Raw genomic sequence first — 20,040 nt, forward strand, 5'->3', positions numbered from 1 at the left:
ACGTTAGTATAGTGTTCTACTTAAGTTACATAACGATAATTACATGAGCATAAAAACAAACGCGTTAATTTACTTTTTAGCTTTTTGCAGCGGTTTTTGCATTATGGGGATTGAACTTTTAGGAGGGAGAATTCTCGCCCCTTTTTTTGGTAGTAGCGTACATATTTGGGGCAGTATAATTACAGTATTTATGCTTAGTTTATCTTTTGGGTATTTACTTGGCGGTAAACTCAGCACTAAAAATGCATCACTTACCAAATATGGTTTAATATTTTTAATAGCCAGCATTATGGTGGTGCCTATTACATTATTTTCGCAGCCAATCATGGAATTTATATTTACCCATATTGAAGATAGCCGCTACGGCTCACTCTTAGCGTCAACTGCTTTATTTTTTATACCTACCGTTATTTTAGGCATGATCTCGCCCTACTCTGTGCGCTTACTGGTAACCGATAGCGATAAAAGCGGCCAAGTGGCTGGGCGTTTATACTTTGTAAGTACACTTGGCAGTGCACTGGGTACTATAATTACCTCGTTTTACTTTGTACTCGCGTTTGACGTAAATACTATTATTAGCGCCTTTGCTTTAACGCTTGGGTCACTGGGTATAGTCGCGATTGTAATTAACACCTTGGCTAGTAATAAGGAGCTTGCTCATGCTTAAATATTTACTACTACCGTTAATTGCATTTTCGGGTTTTGCGTGCAGTAAAGTTATCCACGAAGAGCGCTCGCTTTATCGCAATATTATTGTTGAAGAAACGAGCGACTTACGTTGCCTTAAATTTAATACTAAAAGTAGCCAAACAAGCCAAAGCTGTATGTATAAAAACAATCCCGACAAACTTGTTTTTAATTACACTAAACTGACTTTTGCGAGCCTTTTAGTAGCCGACAATCCTAAAAATGTACTTATTATAGGGCTAGGTGGCGGTACGCTTTCTAACGTTATTCATGAGCTATACCCCACTGCAAAAATTCATAATGTTGAAATAGATCCCGCAGTAACTAAAGTTGCACGCGATTACTTTAACTTTATAGAAAACGATTTAGTGACATCAAGCGTGCAAGATGGCCGTATTTTTATAAAACGTGCCGCTATTAAAAAACAAAAGTACGATTGGATTATTTTGGATGCATTTAACGGCGACTATATTCCGGAGCATTTGCTTACTAAAGAGTTTTTTGAAGAAGTACAAAGCGTATTAGCCGAAGGCGGCGTTATAGCTGCAAATACGTTTTCAAGTAGTAAACTTTATGAACATGAGTCGGCAACTTACCACGCTGTATTTGGCGACTTTATAAATGTAAGTCGCGAAAATCGTAGTAACCGTATTATTTTAGCGGGACTTAAATCAATGCCGAGCGAAGCGCAAATTAACACGCGTGTAAATGCTCTTGCCCCTAAATTAGTAAAATACGGTATAGACATAAAAGCGATTAGCCAATTTATGCAATTTACTAAAAACGACCAAGATTGGCCCGCAGATACAAAAGTACTTACCGATCAATACTCCCCTGCTAATTTACTTAACTTTTAAACTCCTGCCAAACCTCACCATTTTTACAAGTGAGGTTTGGCAAATATTTTACCATTTCCCTCTCTTTCATATATTTACTTAGCAAGCTAAGTAATGATAAAATAGTTAGCTTGCTAACTATGTTGGGATGGCTATGCCTACACACAAACCTTTTCACGAAACGCTCGATTTAACTGTTATCGGTAATATGGGTCGAGTTCATCGCTTATGCCGCGAAGCGGTAACCATTGCGGTTGAGCCTTTAGGGCTTACTCAATCGCGCTGGACTGCACTAATGCATATTAGTATGCGTGGTGAGGGACTAACACAACTTGAGCTTGCTAATAGCTTAGGGATAGAAATGCCTTCATTGACTCGTACGCTTAAGCAATTAGAGGAGCAATCGTTAATTGTTCGCCGTGTAGACAAACATGATAAGCGCAGTAAAAGACTCTATTTTACTGAGCAAAGTGATGCCATTTTACATTCATTGCAAGAGACTATTTCCGATATAAAAAATCAGTTATACAGCGGTTTATCTGTTGAGCAACTAGATGCGATTGCATTTGGTTTGATCAAAATGGAGCAAAACGCCCTTAAATGTATTCAAGTTAATAAGTAAGGCTAAAAATGACACCGGATCAAAAGTTTGCACGCTATGTAAGGTTTTCTCTCATAGGGTTTATCTTAGTATTTATTTACTATTTAGTGGCCGATATGGTTTTGCCTGTGACACCACAAGCACGTGTTTATCACCCTGTTGTGCAAATATCACCGCAAATTAGTGGCCGAGTCACTAGTGTGCAAGTTAGTAATAACCAATCAGTTAAAGCAGGCGATATATTATTTAGTATCGATGAAGGCCCATATAATTTAGCTAAAGAACAAGCTCAACTCGCCCTTGATGATGCCAAATTACAAAATAAACGCCTTGATACCAATGTTAAAGCGCTTGAAGCACAAATTAGTGCTGCAAACGCTAAACAGCATGAGCAAAAACTATTAAAAAGCAGAGGCGAAAAGCTCTATAAGCAAAAGTCTATATCGGAGCAAGAACTTGAAAGCATTCGTGCTAATTTTGAAGCGAGTAAAGCAAATGTTGCAGCCCTTGAAGCGCAGTTAGCTGAAGCGGTTTTAGCTAGAGGTGACTCAGGGAACAAAAACTTAGCCATGCGCCACGCTGCAAACCAGTTAGCGCAAGCTGAGCTAAATTTATCCTACACAAAAGTGCGCGCATTAAGTGACGGCGTAGTTGCTAACTTACAATTATTAAACGGCGCATACGCAGTTGCAGGCAGCCCGTTATTAGCTATTGTCGCTAAAAAGGCAGATTTAGTTGCCGACTTTAGAGAAAAGTCACTCACAAATATGAAGCAAGGCACCCAAGCGCGCGTAGTATTTGATAGCCGTCCAGGTGAAGTTTACGACGCAATACTTGAAACATTTGAAGCAGGCGTTAGCAGTGGTCAACTTAGTGCTAATGGTTTACTAAGTACAACAGAAACCAGTAATCGCTGGGTGCGTGATGCACAGCGTCAACGCATTCACTTAAAGCTGATAAATCATCAAGACTTAATAGCAAACATGCCTAGTGGCTCACGTGCAACAGTACAATTATTACCAGAATCAACAATTGGGCAATGGTTTGGCTCTGCACAAATCAGGTTTATTAGCTGGTTACACTACATTTATTAATGGAGGCTTTATGACTCAAATTGTTAGCCAAGGCCCACAATTAGACTCCAATGGCCTTCGCCAAGCACTGCGCATTGCAGGTGGGTGTACCCTTGGCTTTACCATTAGTAAATTAATGAACTGGCCCAATGGTATATTTTTTACCGTTTATCCTATGTTGATATTGGGCATGGTACCTACGTTAAGTCGTGGGCTTATAAATCAATTTATAGCATCTGCTGCATTTAGCGCACTTATAGTGCTGATAATGCAGGGATTGTTTTCTCACTTGCCAGTCGTTATGACATTGTTAGTGTTTGGTGTTTTCTGCTTTTTATTTCATAAAATGAGTAGCGGTAGTGCCTTTTTATTTGGCGCTTTAGGCGTGATCAGTCTTTCTATTCAGCTACATTTTTCCAGCTATGTTGATCAAGGAAGCAGTATTTATCCATTAATCTTAACTAATGGTTTGGCTATATTTTTAACCGTTATTATTGGAGCATTAATGCATGGCCTATTTCCTGATGTAACCGCAAGGCCCGGGCGAGTAATGCCAGCTAAAGCAAAAGAAAGTATTCGCCATGAGGTATTGTTATGCTCAACCGTGGCTACGCTCTCTTTTGTTGTTTTTCAGGTTCTTGATTTACAAGACTCAATATCTGCGCAGGCAGCTTCTGTGCTTATTTTATTTTCGTTGTGCTGGAAAGCCGCAGGTATGGCCGGTTGGCAGCGAGCAATTGGAACGCTTATAGGCTGTAATGCAGCGTTACTATCGCAACTATTTTTGTATAGTCACTCTGATTTTTTACTTTTTCCGATGGCTATTTTATGGATACTTTCGTTTGTTTTTGCGCGCTTTCATATTTTAGGCGGAGGCATACCTGGCATTGGTTTTGGTGTGTTGACTACATTTGGTATTTTGTTTGGAAATTCACTCGGGCCAGGCCAAGATCTTGTTTATAGTGCAATGTACCGGTTTAGTTCGGTATCTGTGGCTATAATCTCAAGCTTATGTGTTGTGTATGTTATCCATCATATACTTAATCGGTTTAGCGTAACTCGCCATCATACTTATGATTAGGTAAACCCTGTTTGTAAAACTAAAGGCTGCAATTGCAGCCTTTTTAATAAGCGTGGTTAAACTATTTTAATCATCTATATGAGCAGTATTTTCGCTTTACATATTCACAGTTTTTAGTCTTTCCTGGTGATAATAAGCGTTAGCACACCGGCTATAATCCCCCAAAAAGCAGACCCCACTGAAAGCAATGTTAAGTTAGATGCAGTTACTAAAAAAGTGACTATTGCGGCCTCAGTATATTCAGTACGACTAAGGGCTTGCTGCAAACTATTAGCAATGGTGCCAAATAGCGCAATGCCCGCCAAAGCTAAAATAAGAGCCTGCGGTAAACTTGCCACCAAGCCAACTAATGTAGCTGCGCACAGCGCCATTAAAATATAAAATACGCCAGCCGCTATACTCGCCCAATAACGTTTATCATGATTTTTATCCGCCTCATCACTCATACATATAGCTGCGGTAATAGCGGCTAAATTAATAGAGTAGGCTCCAAAAGGAGCGCTAAGCATATTTACAAAGCCAGTAACATTAAGAGATGCAGATATAGGCGCTTTATATTTATGTGCTTTTAAAACCGCAATACCCGGTAAATTTTGCGAAGTCATGGTAACTATATAAAGTGGTAAACCTATACTAATACATGCTTGCAAGTGGAAAGCGGGTTCAATATAAGCAAATTCGCTCATTTTCCAGTGCAGTGCGCTGGTATCAATATGACCCATTTGCCAAGCGAGTAATACACCTATAATAAGCACGCTTAACATAGCAAAGCGGGCAAAAAAGCGTTTACCAATAAAGTACATAACGACCATTAAACCAATTACTAAAGGCATGTCGTTCATAAAATTAAACACATCGATACCAAAGGTAACAAGCACGCCGGCCAACATGGCGCATGCAAGCTCACTTGGAATTCGGTTCATTATTTTTTCAAACCAGCCCGTAACCCCCGAAAAAAACACGAGCAATGCACTGAGCATAAACGCGCCAATAGCCTCATTTAAGTTATACCCTTGGGCACTTGAAATAAGTAATGCAGCTCCTGTGGTAGACCACGCAATTAAAACAGGTACTTTGTAATAGTACGATAAACCAATTGACGTTGTGCCCATCACTAAACCGAGCATTAAAATCCAACTAGCTACTAAATCGGGCGTACCACCAAGGGTTATTACTACCTGATAAATTAATGCAATAGAACTCGAAAAACCAATAATTACAGCCACAAGTCCTGCTGTAATTCGGTTAAGCAACTGATCAGACACCTTCATAAATTCCTCGTAATGCATTTATGCAGCACACAACATACGTGCCCAATAATTACATTGCAATTAGCGATTGGTTTACAAAAGGTGAAATAAATTCACTTTTTATTTTTCATTGTAATTAACGTCAAAAAGTCACTTTTAACCATTGTATTTAACCAAACAAACAAGTACCTGTAACTGCACCAAAGCCCGCGTAAACACTACTAAAAACCAATACTAAAAAGAGCAAAAAACACACCAAAAATAAATATCCTTATATTTTATAAGGAATTATAAAATTAAGAAATAATTCTTTTCGGTTACATTTATTATCTTGATCTAATCCATTTAATAATATAAAACGTAACAAATAGTTAACCAAAAACACTAAAAGAGAAACAAATGAAGAGATCTGTCGTCTTACTAATTGCTATGCCATTATCGGCATTTGCAGTTTATGGGCTATTTTTTAATGCAGATGAAACGGGCGAACCTATCGCGCCTGTTGCTATTGATTTTGTTCCTATTGATTTACAAAAAACGCGCAATACGCATCCCCCTGCACCTATTGATATGAGTAAAGATCCCATTACCGTTAAACCCATTGTTGCCCCTGACAACAGCTTACCGTTTGAAGAATTTGATGCCGTAAATCGCCTATCCGACAAAGCAAAGCAAGTGCTTATAAACGCAAAAGTTTTACCTACCGACTTACATAACGAAGCCTACATTGAGTTTGATTTAAATTCTTTACAGGCGTTAGAGACTGGCGAAAATTTTGATTTAGCTATTCCGCAAACAGCCGAAACATTCACCGCAGAAGTGACTAATGTGGTTGAGTCTGAAAATGGCGATAAGAGCATATTTGGTAAAATAGTGGGTGTTGACGGTCGCATACATAATACCGTTTTAACAGTAGGTAAAGATGCCGTATATGGCCAATTTACTGCGCCTTCTGGCAATTATGTATTCGAAAGTAAAGGTAAGTACGGATGGATTGCAGCAAAACGCGATTTATATAAAAGCCACATAGAGCATGAAGTAACCGCACCAAAGCCCAAATCAGATAAAAGCATCGATATATTTGCACCAAAAATTGATGGCTAACCAAAAAGTATAAAAAGCAATTAAAGCCGCACTATAAGGCAGCTTTAGTGTGTCTGCTTTTTATGATCTCAACCAAGTTAAAAACAGTTCCAACCACAACAAGAGTAAGGAAATACAATAATGAAAAAAGTAATCACAACAACCGCACTGGCTGCGGCATTATGTGCAGCAAGTGTTGCGCAAGCAGAAACAATCGATATCGGTATTTTATATACCGACCAATCAGCTGCTGCAACTAGTAATATTGACACTAAAATAAATCAACTAATTGCTTTTAGTAATCAGGTATATAGCCAAAATGGCGTTGATATAACACTACGCTTAGCTGGCAAACAAAACTTAGGTGACTACGCAGTAACGCCGTCTGAGGATTGGTTAGATTCGGTTACAAATAGCAGCTACGTAGATGGTTTACGCAGCGATTGGAAAGCCGACATGATTGCCGTATTAGGTACTGGCCAAAGTGCTGGCAATGGGCTTATTTCATGTGGTTTAGCATGGGTTGGCCAAGGCACTAATGGCAATCTATATAGCTCAATGAGCAGCCGTATGTACTCAATCACTGCAATTGATTGTGGTGCAACTACATTTGTACACGAACTTGGTCATAACCAAGGTTTAGCGCATTCACGCAAACAAGGTGACACATCTGGCGGTGTATATGTTGATGGCATGGGTCATGGCGTACAAAATGAGTTTGCAAGTATTATGGCTTACCCGCACGTTTACGGTAGCGCAACTCAGTACGATTACTTCTCTAACCCTAACTGGAGCGTAAACGGTATTGCATTTGGTATTACAAACCAAGCGTATGCAATTCGCACGGTTACTGCTACAAAAACAAGTATTGCTAACTTTAAATAAGTAGCGCATTAAAAAGTGGGCTAAATAGCCCACTTTAAAGTTTTAACATGTTCTTCCCTGCAGAGCGCTTACGCGCTCTTATAGATTAAGCTAATGCACAACCACTTTTTGCTTAATTGCTGGCATTAATGTTTTACCATTGCCATCTACTTTGTTTAACAATTTAAGCCCCATCACTTTTGCAAGTACTGGGTAGATATCAAGGTTACTCACTTCTTTAAGGCTTATACCTTGTTTAAATGCAGGGCCTACAGCAATAAATGATGCTGCCATATCCTCGGTATATGCATAACCGTGAGTCCCTAAATAGGTTGGTTTTTTACCATTGGTAAATACCGCTGGCGCTGTAGTTTGCACCACAATATCGCCTACGCGAGTGCCTTTATTGTAATGGTACGCTGCTAACTGCTCGTCAGTTAATACTGTATAGCGACCGTTTGACGCATCCCGTAAGCGTGCTTTGTAACCTTCAATATCAGCATTTTTAGCATCAGGCTGAGTATAAATAAGTAAACGTGGACCGGTGTTTTTAACTAAAAAGTTTTCATCTTTAGGCAGTGTGGTTACATCAATACTTTTATCTGGATCTATACTCGCCATACCATGATCCGAGACAATAACTAAGTTTACCTCTTGCTCTAATTTACTTAAGCGGGTTTGTAATTGTCCCATTAATTCATCAAGTTGTTTAACTGCATCTCGCGTTTGTGGTGCGTCTGGTCCAAACTCATGACCCATGCTATCAACTAGCGAAAAGTAACTCACAATAAAACGTGGGCGCTGTGCTTTTGGTAAACTTAACCACTGAATAATTTGATCAACACGGCTTTGGTAATCGCTGTATTTAGAATAGTGATAAAAGTAATCTGGTGTCATGCCGTTAAATAATGCATCTGACTCAGGCCAAAAATAAGTAGCCGATTTAAGTCCCTGCATTTTTGCTAAATTCCAAAGCGGAATCCCCTTCACCCAAGTGCTATCGCCCAATGCTTTGCCCATGCTGTAACAGTCGTTTTTACGCGCTTTATCACAAAAGCTATTATCAACAATGCCATGGTTTACCGGCAATAAGCCCGTAATAATAGAAATATGGTTAGGAAACGTTTTAGTTGGATAAACAGGTATTAGTTTTTGTGCGCGAACACCGCGCTCGGCCATTGCTTTTAAATTTGGCGCACCGTGTTTTTCAATATAATCCCAACGCAGGCCATCAATTGATACAAGCACCACAGTTTGCTCTTTTGCAGCAAACGCGCTGTTCATTCCTAACATTAGGCAAATTGATACTGCCTTTAAAATCCACTGTTTCATTATAAACACCTATAAATGCACAACAATTACTCAAAAAATTATTTTAAAGCAAGTTGTTACTTTATGATACAAACTGATAGATTAAACCCTGTATATTAAAGACAAATGACTATGTGCTAAAAACTATGCCAGTCATCAATTGTTAAAAGGATAAGTATAAAGATGACCATAGATTTTAGTAAAAAAATAACGCCAGCACGAATGTATCGCACAACCTCTAACTTACAAATGGCGCTAGAAAGCGACCGTGGCCGGATTATTAACAGTGCCGCTATTCGCAGGCTTCAGCAAAAAACCCAAGTGTTTCCGCTTGAGCGTAACGCAGCTGTTCGTTCGCGCTTAACTCACTCGCTTGAGGTACAACAGGTTGGTCGTTTTATAGTGCAACGTATTTTTGCAAATTTAAGCTACCAACAACAAAAAGATTACGGTTTAACCGACCTAGAACGCCCGCTAGAAAGCTTAGTAGAAATGGCCTGCCTAATGCACGATATAGGCAACCCACCGTTTGGACATTTTGGCGAAGCTGCAATAAACCACTGGTTTAATAACAACCTAGCAAGCGTAACACCCGAGCGCTGCAAAGAGCCCAATACCGGTATAGGTGTTGTTTTTAAACACCTTGCGCTTGATATTTGTAACTTTGAAGGCAACGCTCAAGGCATACGTATAATTCATTCGTTGCAAACGCTTAATTTAACTTACAGCCAAAGTGCTGGTATTTTAAAATACACTCGCCCTGCAGGGCTTGATACAAAAGATATACCGCAAAATAAAAACTACTTAATGAAGAAAGTGGGTTACTACTACAGCGAAAAAAACTTTGTTGAAGCGCTACAAAAAGAGCTCACTATTGAGCAATATTGCCGCCATCCAGCAAGTTATATAATGGAAGCCGCCGACGACATTTCGTATTGCCTAGCCGATATAGAGGATGCTGTTGAAAAAGGGATCATAAGCACCGAATTCTTATGTACACAGCTTAAAAGTCATTATAAAAAAGCACTCATAAACCTAACAATAGACGACACTGAGCACCAAACTTTTGTAGATAAAGCAGTTGACTACGCACATGAGCGCGCCAAAGCACAACCGTATAACTTTAACAGCGAATTTTTTATATACCTGCGCGTAGCACTTTTACATCCGCTAGTTGGACATGCTGCAAAACGCTTTATTGAGAACATAGAACCTATTTATCATGGCGATTTTAACCAAGCACTTTTAGAAGATAGGAGCCATCTACACGCTGTAACCAAAATGCTAAAGCAAGTTGCACTTGAGCATGTTTTTTCAAACAAAGAAGTCGAAAAATTAGAGCTGCAAGGTTATAGAATAATTAATGGCTTACTCGATTGCTACAAACCGCTACTGCAATTGAACAGCGATGACTTTAGGCGCGCTCTAAATGGCGATTCACGTTTATTAATTGAGTCGCGACTTGTAAAAAAGCTCTCTAAAAAGCACTTAAATAGTTACCAACACGCAATAGATGCGATGCAAGAAGAGCCCGATCACTTTGCAGCGTACGAATTTTATTATCGCTGTAGATTAATTCAAGATTATATAAGCGGTATGACAGACCAATTTGCTTACGATGAATATCGCAGCCTTATGGTTATTGATTAGTCGTATTACTCTGGATAATTTTCAATTTTGCGCTTAAAATCAAACTATTAATATTTAAGCGCGCATAACTTTATGATATCAAAACTAATTATATTTACCCTTTGCTTTGCCCTATTTTATAGTGCGCAAAGTGCTGCATACAACGAAGCTATGTGCATTTTAATTAAACAAGAAATGCAGCAAAATAGTAATAATAAAGCGAGTCAAAAATATCGTAAGGCAGCGCGTGATTACAAAAACAACTGTAATAAGCCAAAAGAAATTCAAGAACAACCAAAGCCACAGATAATAGAGCCAGAGCCAGCCATTATTACTCAGCCACAACCTAAAATTGTTGAGCCTGCCCCTGTAATACAACCCACTGAAGAAGCTATTAAAGATAGCATCAACGAGCAAACACTTAATTTAACTGATGATCAAAAACAACAAATTAACGATCAGCTAAATACCAACAGTAACGAAATAGTAATTGATGCAGAGCCAACAACAGCAGTACCTGAGCAAGTAGTTACAGAACAAAAAAGCGAAGCCGCAATAGAGCAAGTACAACCGGCAACGCCAAAGCAAAGCGTGCAACCTACGCTTGAAAAGCCTGTACCTGTAAAACCAGCACCTGTGTTAACTAAACCAGCGCCAGTTATTGCACCGCAAAGTGCAGCACAAAGCACAAGCTCATTACTTTTACCCACTTTAATACTTGTTATAGTGATACTTATTGGCGCTATGGTCGTCGTGCGCCTGCGCCGTGCAAAACAAAGTAAAGCGATGGCAGAACCTACTATGGCGGCTCCACCTGAAGTTGAATCAGAAAAAATTGCTACGCCAGTGAAACCTGAAACTAAAACAACAAAAGAGCCAGAGATTGAGCCTGTTGTCATCAACGAAGTAACTCAAGATAATAAACCAGTTAAGAGCAGCGTAGAGGCAAATGAAGAGCCTTTAGAGCCTACGGACACTACGCAAAATGCTGATATTGAACATACACCACCGCAAATTTCAGATGAGCTAAACAACGTAGCTACACAAGTGCAAACAAGCGAAATTGAGCCTACACCGCTTAACTCAATTGATACTTTAGAGCAGACAAGTCCCGCTACGTTTAACGAAGTAAAGCAAAAACCTGAGCCTAATACAGCCGAGTTTGAAGCAGCAGCAAAAACAACCTTAGAGCGTATTAAAAATGCCAGCAGCTTTAATGAGCCAGAAGTACGCGACTTTGATCCAGATGCAAAGCCTGTAAAAAAACAACGTAAGCACCACACAGCGCAAGTAACGGAGCCTGCGCCAATAGAAGCCGAACACAACACTGTAGAGCCGGTTATTAGTACTCCTGAGCCAGTAACAGCGAGTGAGCCGGTTTTAGATTTACACGCACCAGAGCAAATAGCTGACGCTCAATCGACTACATATACAACAGAGCAAGACTTTAAAGAACCAGAGGTACGTACATTTAACCCAGATGCACCATTACCTGGTGAAAAGCCGATGCCTAAAAAACAAAGCGCAACACCTGAGCAAGCACAAACAACACCGCCAGTTGATGAGCCACAAAGTGAGCCTAAAAAAGCAGACAGTAACAATCCATTTGCTAACTTATCGTTAGACTCAAGCTGGGATCCTGACTCAACTGAAAAACCCAAAATAGAAGAGAAAAAACGCGCGCCTAAATCGCAAGCATTAATAGATGCAGAAGAACGCGCTAAAAACATGCAAACCAAATAGTAAGTTTTAAAGTAGCGCCTCATATTTGAGGCGCTGTTTTAGTAACTAAATAATTAACTGCTTTTTTACCGTATTACTTACACTCTTATCCCATCCTAAAATGCGCCTTAGTAATTAGGAGTTTACGTCTACGTTATCCGCAGCCATAAATTAAAGTAACTTGGTCAACATGCCCTAGGTAAGTTTATTTTTTAAGCTTTAACCCGCCAATTAATAGCAGTGGCCCTATAGACATGGCAAGGCCATACACGCCACCGGTAACTGCGTATTCTGGTTTATTTAAAAAGCTAATAGCGATTAAAATAGCTAACGATGCATTTTGAATTCCAACCTCAATTGAAAGCGTCAGCGAATCAGTTAAATTTAATTTTGAACACTTAGCAATTAACCAACCAACAACCATTGAACCAATATTAAGCGCTATGCACGCCCAAAATACACCGTTAAATGAGCTAACTAATAAATCGCGCTCTTTTATTACTAGTGCGGCAATCATCATAAGCATAAAAAACAACGAGAAGCGTCTAAAAAACGGCTCTGCTTTAATGGCAAAATCACTTTTAAAGTGACGTAGCCAAATGCCTATAGCAACTGGCACTAAGGTAATAAAAAATAGCCCTAATGAAGTAGTTAAAATAGAAAAAGTAGCATCGTCTGCTGGGGCAAACTGGCTCATAGCAAAGCCAATAATAAACGGTATGGTTATTATACTAATTGCGGTAGAGGCAGCGGTTAAACTTACCGAAGTGCTAAATTAGCTTTGACAAGCTGACTTACTACATTTGACATAGTACCGCCGGGGCAAGCAGCTAATATCATTAATCCAATAGCGATAGGCGTTGCTAGGTTAAGTAAATAACACAGCCCTAATGCTAATAAAGGCATTGCTACAAGTTGGCCTATTAAACCCATGACAATGCCAAGCGGGTTTTTAAATAGACGAGTAAAATCGGTTGTTGTGAGCCCAAGACCCATACCAAACATAATAAGTGCAAGAGCGAGCGGAAGTATTACTTCGGTTAATATAGATGCATTCAAATTAGACAGCCTCGTTTGTTATTGTTTTTAATTAGAGTGTTAATTTTTAAGTTAACTGTAGCGCTCCTTTACAATAACTAGAAGTATTACTTATTTAAAATAGTCGCAATGCGTTTACCCAGCTCTGGAAGTACATCTTGTTCAAACCATGGATTCTTTTTAAGCCATATATTATTACGCGGACTCGGATGTGGAAGTACTAAATAATTTGGCCAATACTCACGCCAAGATTTTACTAACTCCGTAAGTGGCATTTTTTTAGTCTCCGGTAAATGATACGCCTGCGCGTATTTACCAAGCACTATTGTCAGCTCAATATTTGGTAGTGCAGCCAATAATTGCTCGCGCCATGCAGGCGCACATTCTTTTCTCGGTGGTAAATCACCCGACTTCCCCCTACCCGGGTAGCAAAAGCCCATAGGTAAAATTGCTATATTATTGGCATCGTAAAATTCATCACGTGTTAGCCCAAGCCATTCTCGTAGGCGGTTTCCGCTTGCATCGTTAAACGGCACACCTGTTTCGTGAACTTTGATTCCAGGTGCTTGGCCTGCAATTAAAATACGTGCGTTTGGGTTAAATTGTATAACAGGGCGAGCCCCTAAAGGTAAATGAGGTTCACAGATCACGCATTTACTAACTTGCTCTATTAATTGGTGACTATTCATGTTTATTTGGCCTTAAATGCTTAATATTCATCCTAAATGGCCATTTAGGATGAATGAGTTGGTAAAAAATCGGTTTATTTTAATTAAAACGAACGTTAGTTAGTAAAATCGTGATCTTTAAGCTCATTCGCTCTACAGGCCCTTTAAAACCTAATGTTTCTCTGCCCATACAGCAAATTCATTGCCGCTCGGCTCTGCAAAATGAAACCGGCAACCACCCGGAAATTCAAAAATAGGTTTTAATATTGTGCCACCATGGAGTTGTACTTTTTTATACGTGGCGTGAATCTCGTTACTATAAAAAACCAATAGCGCAGCACCGTTTTGAGTTAGCGATTTAAGCGGCGCATTAAAAAAGCCACCATCAAGCCCTTGGCCACTAAACGCCGTGTATTCTGGGCCGTAATCGGTAAACTGCCAATTAAATGCACGACAAAAAAAGGCCTTTGTTGCGGGTAAGTCGCATGCAGGAAACTCAACGTAGTTTAATTTTTCGTGATCGCTCATCGTTATTCACTCTTTATTTTTACTCAGTTTATTAACCTTAAGCTTTACATAGAGCCTGTGCAATATCATTAAATAATATCAGATCAGTATTTTACTAAGTAATTAAGTAAGCATAACTTACTTAAAAGTTAAATATCATAAATGAGAATAACTATCTTTTGTATTTGTAACATATATAATAGCGCCTTTGTTTTATTCTCAATTTTAAATAAAGGGATTAATTAACTATGCAGGCACCTTTGCACAGTGCGTCATTCGATAAAATTAACGTTATTACGCTTATAGTAAAAAGCGTAAGCAGTTATCGAGTTTTGGTATTTTTACGGTTTTTTATTGCCATAATTGGTGGCTATGCCTTTACGTCTGCAAGTACTGCTTTATTGTGCTTTTTAATGCCAATAGCTAAGCAAGACGCAGTACTGTTTAGTGTTTCAATTAGCATTTTAATTTATGCCGTAGTATTTATTTATGCCTTTAGTGTTAAATCATTAAAAACAGTGTGGATCAGTATTTTACTAAGTACAGGTACGTTTGCCGGATTGCTTGCGTTGCTAAAGGATTGGGTATGAAAGACAGCTTTTTCAGATCAATGACTTGGTTGCACACTTGGGTAGGGTTACTCGTTTGCTGGTTATTATATTTAATATTTTTTGCCGGAACACTTAGCTTTTTTAGAGACGAAATAACGTTGTGGAATCAACCAGCCATTCATAATGTGCAAGCCCAAACACAGCGTATAGAAGCGCAAAAACAACAAATAATTACCGGATTTGATTACTTAGCTAACCATGGAGCTAACTCATCAAGCTGGCGTATTACGTTGCCCGATCCGCGTATTCCTTACCTAGTTTATGGCTATGCAAAACCAAAAGAACCTGGCCAGCGCCGCAGTCAATTTAAAAACACCCAGCTAAACCCTAATACTATGCAAGAGCTTGAGCCCTTTGTAGATACTAAAGGCGGTAACTTTTTTTACCGATTGCATTTTGACCTACATTATATGGATGCAATAACAGCGCGTTGGGTTATATGCTTTGCTAGCTTTTTTATGCTAATTGCCATTATATCGGGCGTGGTTATTCATAAACGTATTTTTAAAGATATGTTTAGCTTTAGGCGTAACAAAGGTAGCCGTACGTGGTTAGATGCCCATAACTTAAGCTCTGTGCTTGCACTTCCTTTTCATTTAATGATTACTTACACGGGCATGATTACACTCATATTTATGTTATTTCCCTACCCTGCGCAAACAGCTTACGATAACGGTATGCGTGACTTTTTTAACGATGTAACCCCTCGCAATACCATGACCGATAAAGCCCAAGGCGAATCATCAATGGTGCCGATTCAAAGTATTTTAGATCAGGTTTATACTAAGTGGCCTCATGCAGATATTACCCGAGTACAAGTTAACAAACCCAATATGGCAGCTTCAACAATTACCGTATTGGTAAGCGCAGGTAAAACACTACGTGACCAAGCACCACGCTTAATATTTAGTGGTGCTACAGGGCAAATGGTCGCTAAAACTGATGACGAGCTAACTAGCAGCAAAGCGCTTTACGAATCACTTAATTCAATGCATACAGGGCGTTTAGCTACGTGGTTGTTGCGCTGGTTATACGTATTAGGCGGTATTGCAGGCTGTGTAATGATTGGCTCTGGCTGTATTATGTGGGCTAAGCGAATTCGCGAGCGAACTAAAAATAACGTTAAACCTTCGTTTGGTTTAAAACTAGTTGAAGGGTTAAACCTAGCCACTATTATGGGACTTCCACTGGCAACGTGTGCATTTTTTATTGCTAACAGACTACTTAGTCCAACTACCGCAGAGCGCGCCGATAAAGAAATACTCGCGTTCTTTTTAACATGGCTAGCGGTTGCTCTTTTAGCACTTATAAAGCGCGACACACTGCAATGGCGAGTTATGGCAGCTATAAATGCTGTTGCATGTTTAAGCGTACCGGTTATTAATGCACTTACAACTAACGGTAATCTAGTTAGCTATTTGATGCACAAACAGTGGGCTTTATTTACTTTTGATGCACTGTTTTTGTTATTTAGTATATTGTTTTTTATACAAACCGAAAAATTACGTACTGCTAAAAACAACTCAAAAATAATCAGCCCTAGTCAATCAATAACCTCAAAAGGCAAAAACCATGATTGATTTACTTGGGTTTAGCCTATGCCTGCTCAGTTTTAACTGTTTTGCGCTGGCTAAGTATAATCATTTTAAAGATGTATTTAAAAAACGTCCTACAGAATCCCAACGTAAAAAGCTGCTATTAGCTGCTTGGATCAGTATTTTACTAAGCTTGGTGCTTTGTATAGTTACTCAAGATGGATATGGAGCATTACTATTTTGCGGATTTATGAGTCTAAGTGTTTTAATTATAATGGTTTTTTATAATTTTTTAATAGGCTACGTAAAGTGGTTTAGTGTTTTAAATAGCGTGTTAATTGTACTAAGTGGGTTGTTTTTAGCATTAAACTAGCCTTAGTTAGTAAAAACGTGATCCGCTACTTTCCCATAGATTAGGCAAAAAAAAATGGCAAGCTATATAGCTTGCCAACAATAGGGGATATTCAGTGTTTCCAATACTTGCTGTCTCACGGCAAGTACACACAATATAACCATAATATATTTAAGTTACTTTACAGTTAGGTGACTCTTTTATTACTACTTTAAAAACGTATATAACTAACTGTAAACCCCCTTTACATAGTCTCTTGGTTTACCCAAATTATTTCATCGGTAGCAAAGCCCAACTCTTTAGCTTTAGTTAAAAAGTGTTCTTTAAGCTCTTTACTAACCGTTGGTGTACGCGACAAAAACCACAAGTAATCTTTGTTGTAACTGGTTATAAATGCATATTGATAATCGGGTTGGTCAAGTTCAAAAATCACATAAGCGCCATAAAATGGACCAAAAAACGAGACTTTAAAATGCCCTGTGTCGGTGCCCTCAACAAACTTGGCTAAGCCTTCGGCGTAATCCCATTTTTTATCATCCGTTAAATACCCTTTGTTAAGGACCTTTACTGTGCCGTCGTCGTTAATTGAATAAGTCGCGGTAACTTGCTCCATCCCTTCTTCGAATGAGTGATTAAGACGCGCTATTTCAAACCATTTGCCTTTATATTTTTGTATATCAAAGTTTTTAACGGGTGTTATTCCCTCAGGAGGGCTGGTGCAGGCACTAAGAAAAAATAACCCTGTAATAAGTAAACCGTATTTTATAGCCTTCATGTAAGCTCCTTTTTAAATTACATAAATAGTACGTATTATCTAAATATAGATGGATATAAAGTTTGCTAGCCGATTAAAAAAATTTGCTATAGGATCATATTAATTCTAAAGCAATAAAAATGACCATAGCATGAAAATTTGGGTAGATGCAGACGCGTGTCCTGTTGTTATAAAAGAAATACTTTTTAGAGCTGCAGAGCGTATGAAAATCGAGACTATTTTAGTGGCTAATCACGCAATGCGTATTCCGCCCTCAAAATACATAAGTCGCGTACAAGTATCGTCGGGGTTTGATGTAGCCGACGACGAAATAGTAAAACGTGTTGAAAAAGGCGATTTAGTTATTACAGGCGATATTCCGCTAGCAAGTGAAGTAATTGATAACGGCGGGCAAGCACTCAACCCACGTGGCGAACTTTATACCACCGAGAATATCCGCTCAATACTTAACGTGCGCGACTTTATGGATACCATGCGCTCAAGTGGCGTAGAAATGAGTGGTGGGCCGCCGCCACTTAGCCAAACCGATCGCCAAAACTTTGCAAATAACCTTGACCGTATTTTAGCGCAAAACAAGGCTAACTAACTTGAATACACAATTAGTTGGCTTAGGTGATACGCAATTTAGCGTGGCGGTATACGTAGCAAAAGCGCCGCCAATGCCGTTTTTTGAAACACTTGAATGCCTAGAACCGGTTATAAATGAGCAAATAAATACCATAAACCAGCACTGTGGTAATGGTTGGCGCAAAGTGTTTAACGTGTATGCAAAAGTGCTATTTTCCCTGCCAAGTGAGCATTACTCATTTGCCAAACAAGCCCCCACTTGGCAACAATATCGCGATGAGTTTTTACTGCAAAAAAACAGTAAAACCGCCCTGCTATTTAGCGCGCCCAACACTACTAGTACTTGTGCAAATAAAGCTTCTAGCAATCAAAACCAGCTACATATAATTGCTGGGCGTACGCACGCTAAAAACTTATTACAACAAGGTAAGTTGCATGCACAATTTGATTGGCTTGACGACGAGTTTGCAATAGACACAACTAACAACATTATTGTGTGCCCGTATTTTGATTATAGACAGTTAAGTAATATAAAAATTGCGAGATTAAGCGAGCTAGTCGCGCAGCTAAAAAAATAGCACATTGTAAGGAACGACCATGGCCGGAATTTTAGAGTTAAACGAATTATTAAGATCAATGCAGCCAGCACTAAAGCAAGGCGAGTATATTTTTTGTTGCTTAGCAGGGAAATTGGCCGATTATGTTCACTTAGAGCCACTTGCCACTTATGTTGAAGAAGAAGGGCTAACCCTTATTTTAAAAGCTGAAACCGCCGATAAAGCAGGTATTACTTACGAGGGTAAATATAATTTAATTACCCTTAACGTACATTCAAGTTTAGAGGCCGTTGGTTTAACGGCTGCGGTATCTGCAAAGCTGACTGAGCATGGCATTAGCGCTAATGTGGTAGCTGCGTTTTATCACGACCATATTTTTGTACAAACAGATAAAGCACAAGCCGCAATGAAAGCACTTGAAGAGATTGGTTAGGATTGCTGACACAGCAACGATTTGAGTAATGTGGATATTAGTGCGTCGGGTGGCACTTCACTTAACCGACCTACGCTTAGAGAAACTTCGGGGTGTAGAGAGGGTTATATAAAAACACCGAGTTTGTTCACTCGGTGTTTTTATTGGTGCTAAATAGCGGGTGCTTGTTTAGCTTGTAACACTTAAACTACATATCCGCTAAAACCTAGGGCTTTAAAATACAGCTTCGGAATGCCAAATTTGCACTCATTTAGCAATTCGCTAAAGCGCATTCTATCAAGCGGGTAAAACTCATTTTCTAAGTCGTGCCCTGTTTGTGTTTTACCTGTTTCGGTTAAACCCAATTGCGCGCAAGTTGTAAGCTGGGCTTCGCGCTCAAAAGAAGTTTCGGGGCGCATTAAATCTGCAATATAAAGGTTGGCGTCTTTTTTAAGGCTTCCTTTAATCGCTTTTAATAACTCTTTTTTATCGCCGTTGTCTTCTAAAAAATGCATTACTAGTAAACATAAAACGGCATCGGCTTTAACCGATAACTTATCAACGGGGCCATTATGTACATCTACGCGACTTGTTATGCCTTGTTCATCAAATTGCTGCTGTGCGATAGCAAGCATATCGGCTGATGTATCTTGCGCAGTAAATTGCCATGTAGGGTTTAGTGCAGCCAGTGAAAGTACTTCTTTGCCTGTGCCTGCCCCTACTACCAAAATATGCGCATTGTCGCTTAGCGTTGCTTGTAGTTGCGCATTAGTGAGCTGATGTAATAATTCATAACCAGGCACTAAACGGGTTATGCGGCTATCGTATTGTGTTGCTTGCTCGCCTGTAAACGTTGGCATTGTATCTCCTTGTTTTCAGTA

21 protein-coding genes and 1 pseudogene are annotated in these 20,040 nt (G+C 39.3%); 15 read left to right on the plus strand and 7 right to left on the minus strand.

Annotated features, from left to right (window positions below):
- Window positions 1-43: 43 nt before the first annotated feature.
- The 5 genes from ABX891_RS17385 (at window position 44) to ABX891_RS17405 (ending at window position 4,278) form a co-directional block, all read left to right on the plus strand.
- On the plus strand, window positions 44-667 hold the full coding sequence (locus tag ABX891_RS17385; protein WP_182195735.1) for a fused MFS/spermidine synthase: 624 nt from the start codon (window positions 44-46) through the stop codon (window positions 665-667).
- A complete protein-coding gene (locus tag ABX891_RS17390; protein WP_002959148.1) occupies window positions 660-1,544 on the plus strand; it encodes a spermidine synthase in 885 nt (294 codons plus the stop codon). The genes ABX891_RS17385 and ABX891_RS17390 overlap by 8 nt, the downstream gene beginning before the upstream one ends.
- Window positions 1,545-1,677: 133 nt before the next feature.
- Window positions 1,678-2,145, plus strand: coding sequence for a MarR family transcriptional regulator (locus tag ABX891_RS17395; protein ID WP_002959150.1), 468 nt, complete (start codon window positions 1,678-1,680; stop codon window positions 2,143-2,145).
- Window positions 2,146-2,153: 8 nt separating this feature from the next.
- On the plus strand, window positions 2,154-3,218 hold the full coding sequence (locus ABX891_RS17400; RefSeq protein WP_165723799.1) for an HlyD family secretion protein: 1,065 nt from the start codon (window positions 2,154-2,156) through the stop codon (window positions 3,216-3,218).
- Window positions 3,219-3,228: 10 nt separating this feature from the next.
- Window positions 3,229-4,278 carry a DUF2955 domain-containing protein gene (locus ABX891_RS17405; protein WP_024605206.1) on the plus strand — a complete coding sequence of 350 codons (1,050 nt, stop codon included), beginning with the start codon at window positions 3,229-3,231 and terminating at the stop codon, window positions 4,276-4,278.
- 113 nt (window positions 4,279-4,391) lie between these two features.
- On the opposite strand, the gene ABX891_RS17410 is transcribed toward ABX891_RS17405, so the two are convergent.
- Complete coding sequence (locus ABX891_RS17410) at window positions 4,392-5,549, minus strand: benzoate/H(+) symporter BenE family transporter (protein WP_354630221.1); 1,158 nt, start codon at window positions 5,547-5,549, stop codon at window positions 4,392-4,394.
- A 378-nt stretch (window positions 5,550-5,927) separates the two neighbouring features.
- Between ABX891_RS17410 and ABX891_RS17415 the strand changes: the two genes are divergently transcribed.
- On the plus strand, window positions 5,928-6,632 hold the full coding sequence (locus tag ABX891_RS17415) for a protease inhibitor BamI-like protein (RefSeq protein ID WP_354630222.1): 705 nt from the start codon (window positions 5,928-5,930) through the stop codon (window positions 6,630-6,632).
- A gap of 120 nt (window positions 6,633-6,752) precedes the next feature.
- Window positions 6,753-7,496 carry a zinc-dependent metalloprotease family protein gene (locus ABX891_RS17420; RefSeq protein ID WP_002959157.1) on the plus strand — a complete coding sequence of 248 codons (744 nt, stop codon included), beginning with the start codon at window positions 6,753-6,755 and terminating at the stop codon, window positions 7,494-7,496.
- Between the two features lie 90 nt (window positions 7,497-7,586).
- On the opposite strand, the gene ABX891_RS17425 is transcribed toward ABX891_RS17420, so the two are convergent.
- On the minus strand, window positions 7,587-8,807 hold the full coding sequence (locus tag ABX891_RS17425) for an alkaline phosphatase family protein (RefSeq protein ID WP_354630223.1): 1,221 nt from the start codon (window positions 8,805-8,807) through the stop codon (window positions 7,587-7,589).
- Window positions 8,808-8,969: 162 nt separating this feature from the next.
- Between ABX891_RS17425 and dgt the strand changes: the two genes are divergently transcribed.
- Both dgt and ABX891_RS17435 read left to right on the plus strand, forming a co-directional pair.
- Window positions 8,970-10,436, plus strand: coding sequence for a dGTPase (dgt, locus tag ABX891_RS17430; RefSeq protein WP_165743992.1), 1,467 nt, complete (start codon window positions 8,970-8,972; stop codon window positions 10,434-10,436).
- Between the two features lie 72 nt (window positions 10,437-10,508).
- A complete protein-coding gene (locus tag ABX891_RS17435; RefSeq protein WP_354630224.1) occupies window positions 10,509-12,158 on the plus strand; it encodes a cell surface protein in 1,650 nt (549 codons plus the stop codon).
- Window positions 12,159-12,342: 184 nt separating this feature from the next.
- On the opposite strand, the pseudogene ABX891_RS17440 reads toward ABX891_RS17435, so the two are convergent.
- From ABX891_RS17440 to ABX891_RS17450, 3 genes and pseudogenes are all read right to left on the minus strand, one after another.
- Window positions 12,343-13,196, minus strand: a pseudogene (locus ABX891_RS17440) (bile acid:sodium symporter family protein).
- An 86-nt stretch (window positions 13,197-13,282) separates the two neighbouring features.
- Entirely contained in the window at window positions 13,283-13,864 is a 582-nt protein-coding gene (locus ABX891_RS17445; protein WP_149603756.1) for a uracil-DNA glycosylase family protein, read from the minus strand.
- 150 nt (window positions 13,865-14,014) lie between these two features.
- The gene (locus ABX891_RS17450; RefSeq protein WP_354630225.1) at window positions 14,015-14,371 is read right to left on the minus strand and encodes a VOC family protein; all 357 of its coding nucleotides are present in this window, start codon (window positions 14,369-14,371) and stop codon (window positions 14,015-14,017) included.
- A gap of 227 nt (window positions 14,372-14,598) precedes the next feature.
- Here ABX891_RS17450 and ABX891_RS17455 point away from each other — a divergent pair, with 227 nt between their 5' ends.
- Genes ABX891_RS17455 through ABX891_RS17465 form a run of 3 tightly spaced genes read left to right on the plus strand, consistent with a single transcriptional unit; the run spans window position 14,599 to window position 16,869 of the window.
- Window positions 14,599-14,940 (plus strand): hypothetical protein, encoded by a 342-nt coding sequence (locus ABX891_RS17455; RefSeq protein ID WP_354630226.1) that lies wholly within the window; start codon window positions 14,599-14,601, stop codon window positions 14,938-14,940.
- On the plus strand, window positions 14,937-16,541 hold the full coding sequence (locus tag ABX891_RS17460; RefSeq protein ID WP_354630227.1) for a PepSY-associated TM helix domain-containing protein: 1,605 nt from the start codon (window positions 14,937-14,939) through the stop codon (window positions 16,539-16,541). Before ABX891_RS17455 ends, ABX891_RS17460 begins: the two co-directional genes overlap by 4 nt.
- The gene (locus ABX891_RS17465) at window positions 16,534-16,869 is read left to right on the plus strand and encodes a DUF3325 domain-containing protein (protein ID WP_354630228.1); all 336 of its coding nucleotides are present in this window, start codon (window positions 16,534-16,536) and stop codon (window positions 16,867-16,869) included. The genes ABX891_RS17460 and ABX891_RS17465 overlap by 8 nt, the downstream gene beginning before the upstream one ends.
- Before the next feature lie 223 nt (window positions 16,870-17,092).
- Here the strand turns inward: ABX891_RS17465 and ABX891_RS17470 are convergent, their stop codons facing one another.
- Complete coding sequence (locus ABX891_RS17470) at window positions 17,093-17,623, minus strand: lipocalin family protein (RefSeq protein WP_182195711.1); 531 nt, start codon at window positions 17,621-17,623, stop codon at window positions 17,093-17,095.
- Window positions 17,624-17,753: 130 nt separating this feature from the next.
- On the opposite strand from ABX891_RS17470, the gene ABX891_RS17475 reads away from it, so the two are divergent.
- From ABX891_RS17475 to ABX891_RS17485, 3 genes are read left to right on the plus strand one after another with little or no spacing between them, the layout of a single operon-like run.
- Window positions 17,754-18,209: a YaiI/YqxD family protein gene (locus ABX891_RS17475; RefSeq protein WP_002959175.1), complete on the plus strand. Its 456-nt coding sequence runs from the start codon at window positions 17,754-17,756 to the stop codon at window positions 18,207-18,209.
- A gap of 1 nt (window position 18,210) precedes the next feature.
- Complete coding sequence (locus tag ABX891_RS17480) at window positions 18,211-18,768, plus strand: DUF6942 family protein (RefSeq protein WP_354630229.1); 558 nt, start codon at window positions 18,211-18,213, stop codon at window positions 18,766-18,768.
- Between the two features lie 19 nt (window positions 18,769-18,787).
- Window positions 18,788-19,180 carry an ACT domain-containing protein gene (locus ABX891_RS17485; protein ID WP_354630230.1) on the plus strand — a complete coding sequence of 131 codons (393 nt, stop codon included), beginning with the start codon at window positions 18,788-18,790 and terminating at the stop codon, window positions 19,178-19,180.
- Between the two features lie 182 nt (window positions 19,181-19,362).
- Here the strand turns inward: ABX891_RS17485 and ABX891_RS17490 are convergent, their stop codons facing one another.
- Window positions 19,363-20,019 (minus strand): class I SAM-dependent methyltransferase, encoded by a 657-nt coding sequence (locus ABX891_RS17490; protein ID WP_165744002.1) that lies wholly within the window; start codon window positions 20,017-20,019, stop codon window positions 19,363-19,365.
- Window positions 20,020-20,040: the final 21 nt, after the last annotated feature.

The organism is Pseudoalteromonas sp. NCIMB 1079 (genome assembly GCF_040567695.1).
Classification (GTDB): domain Bacteria; phylum Pseudomonadota; class Gammaproteobacteria; order Enterobacterales; family Alteromonadaceae; genus Pseudoalteromonas; species Pseudoalteromonas distincta.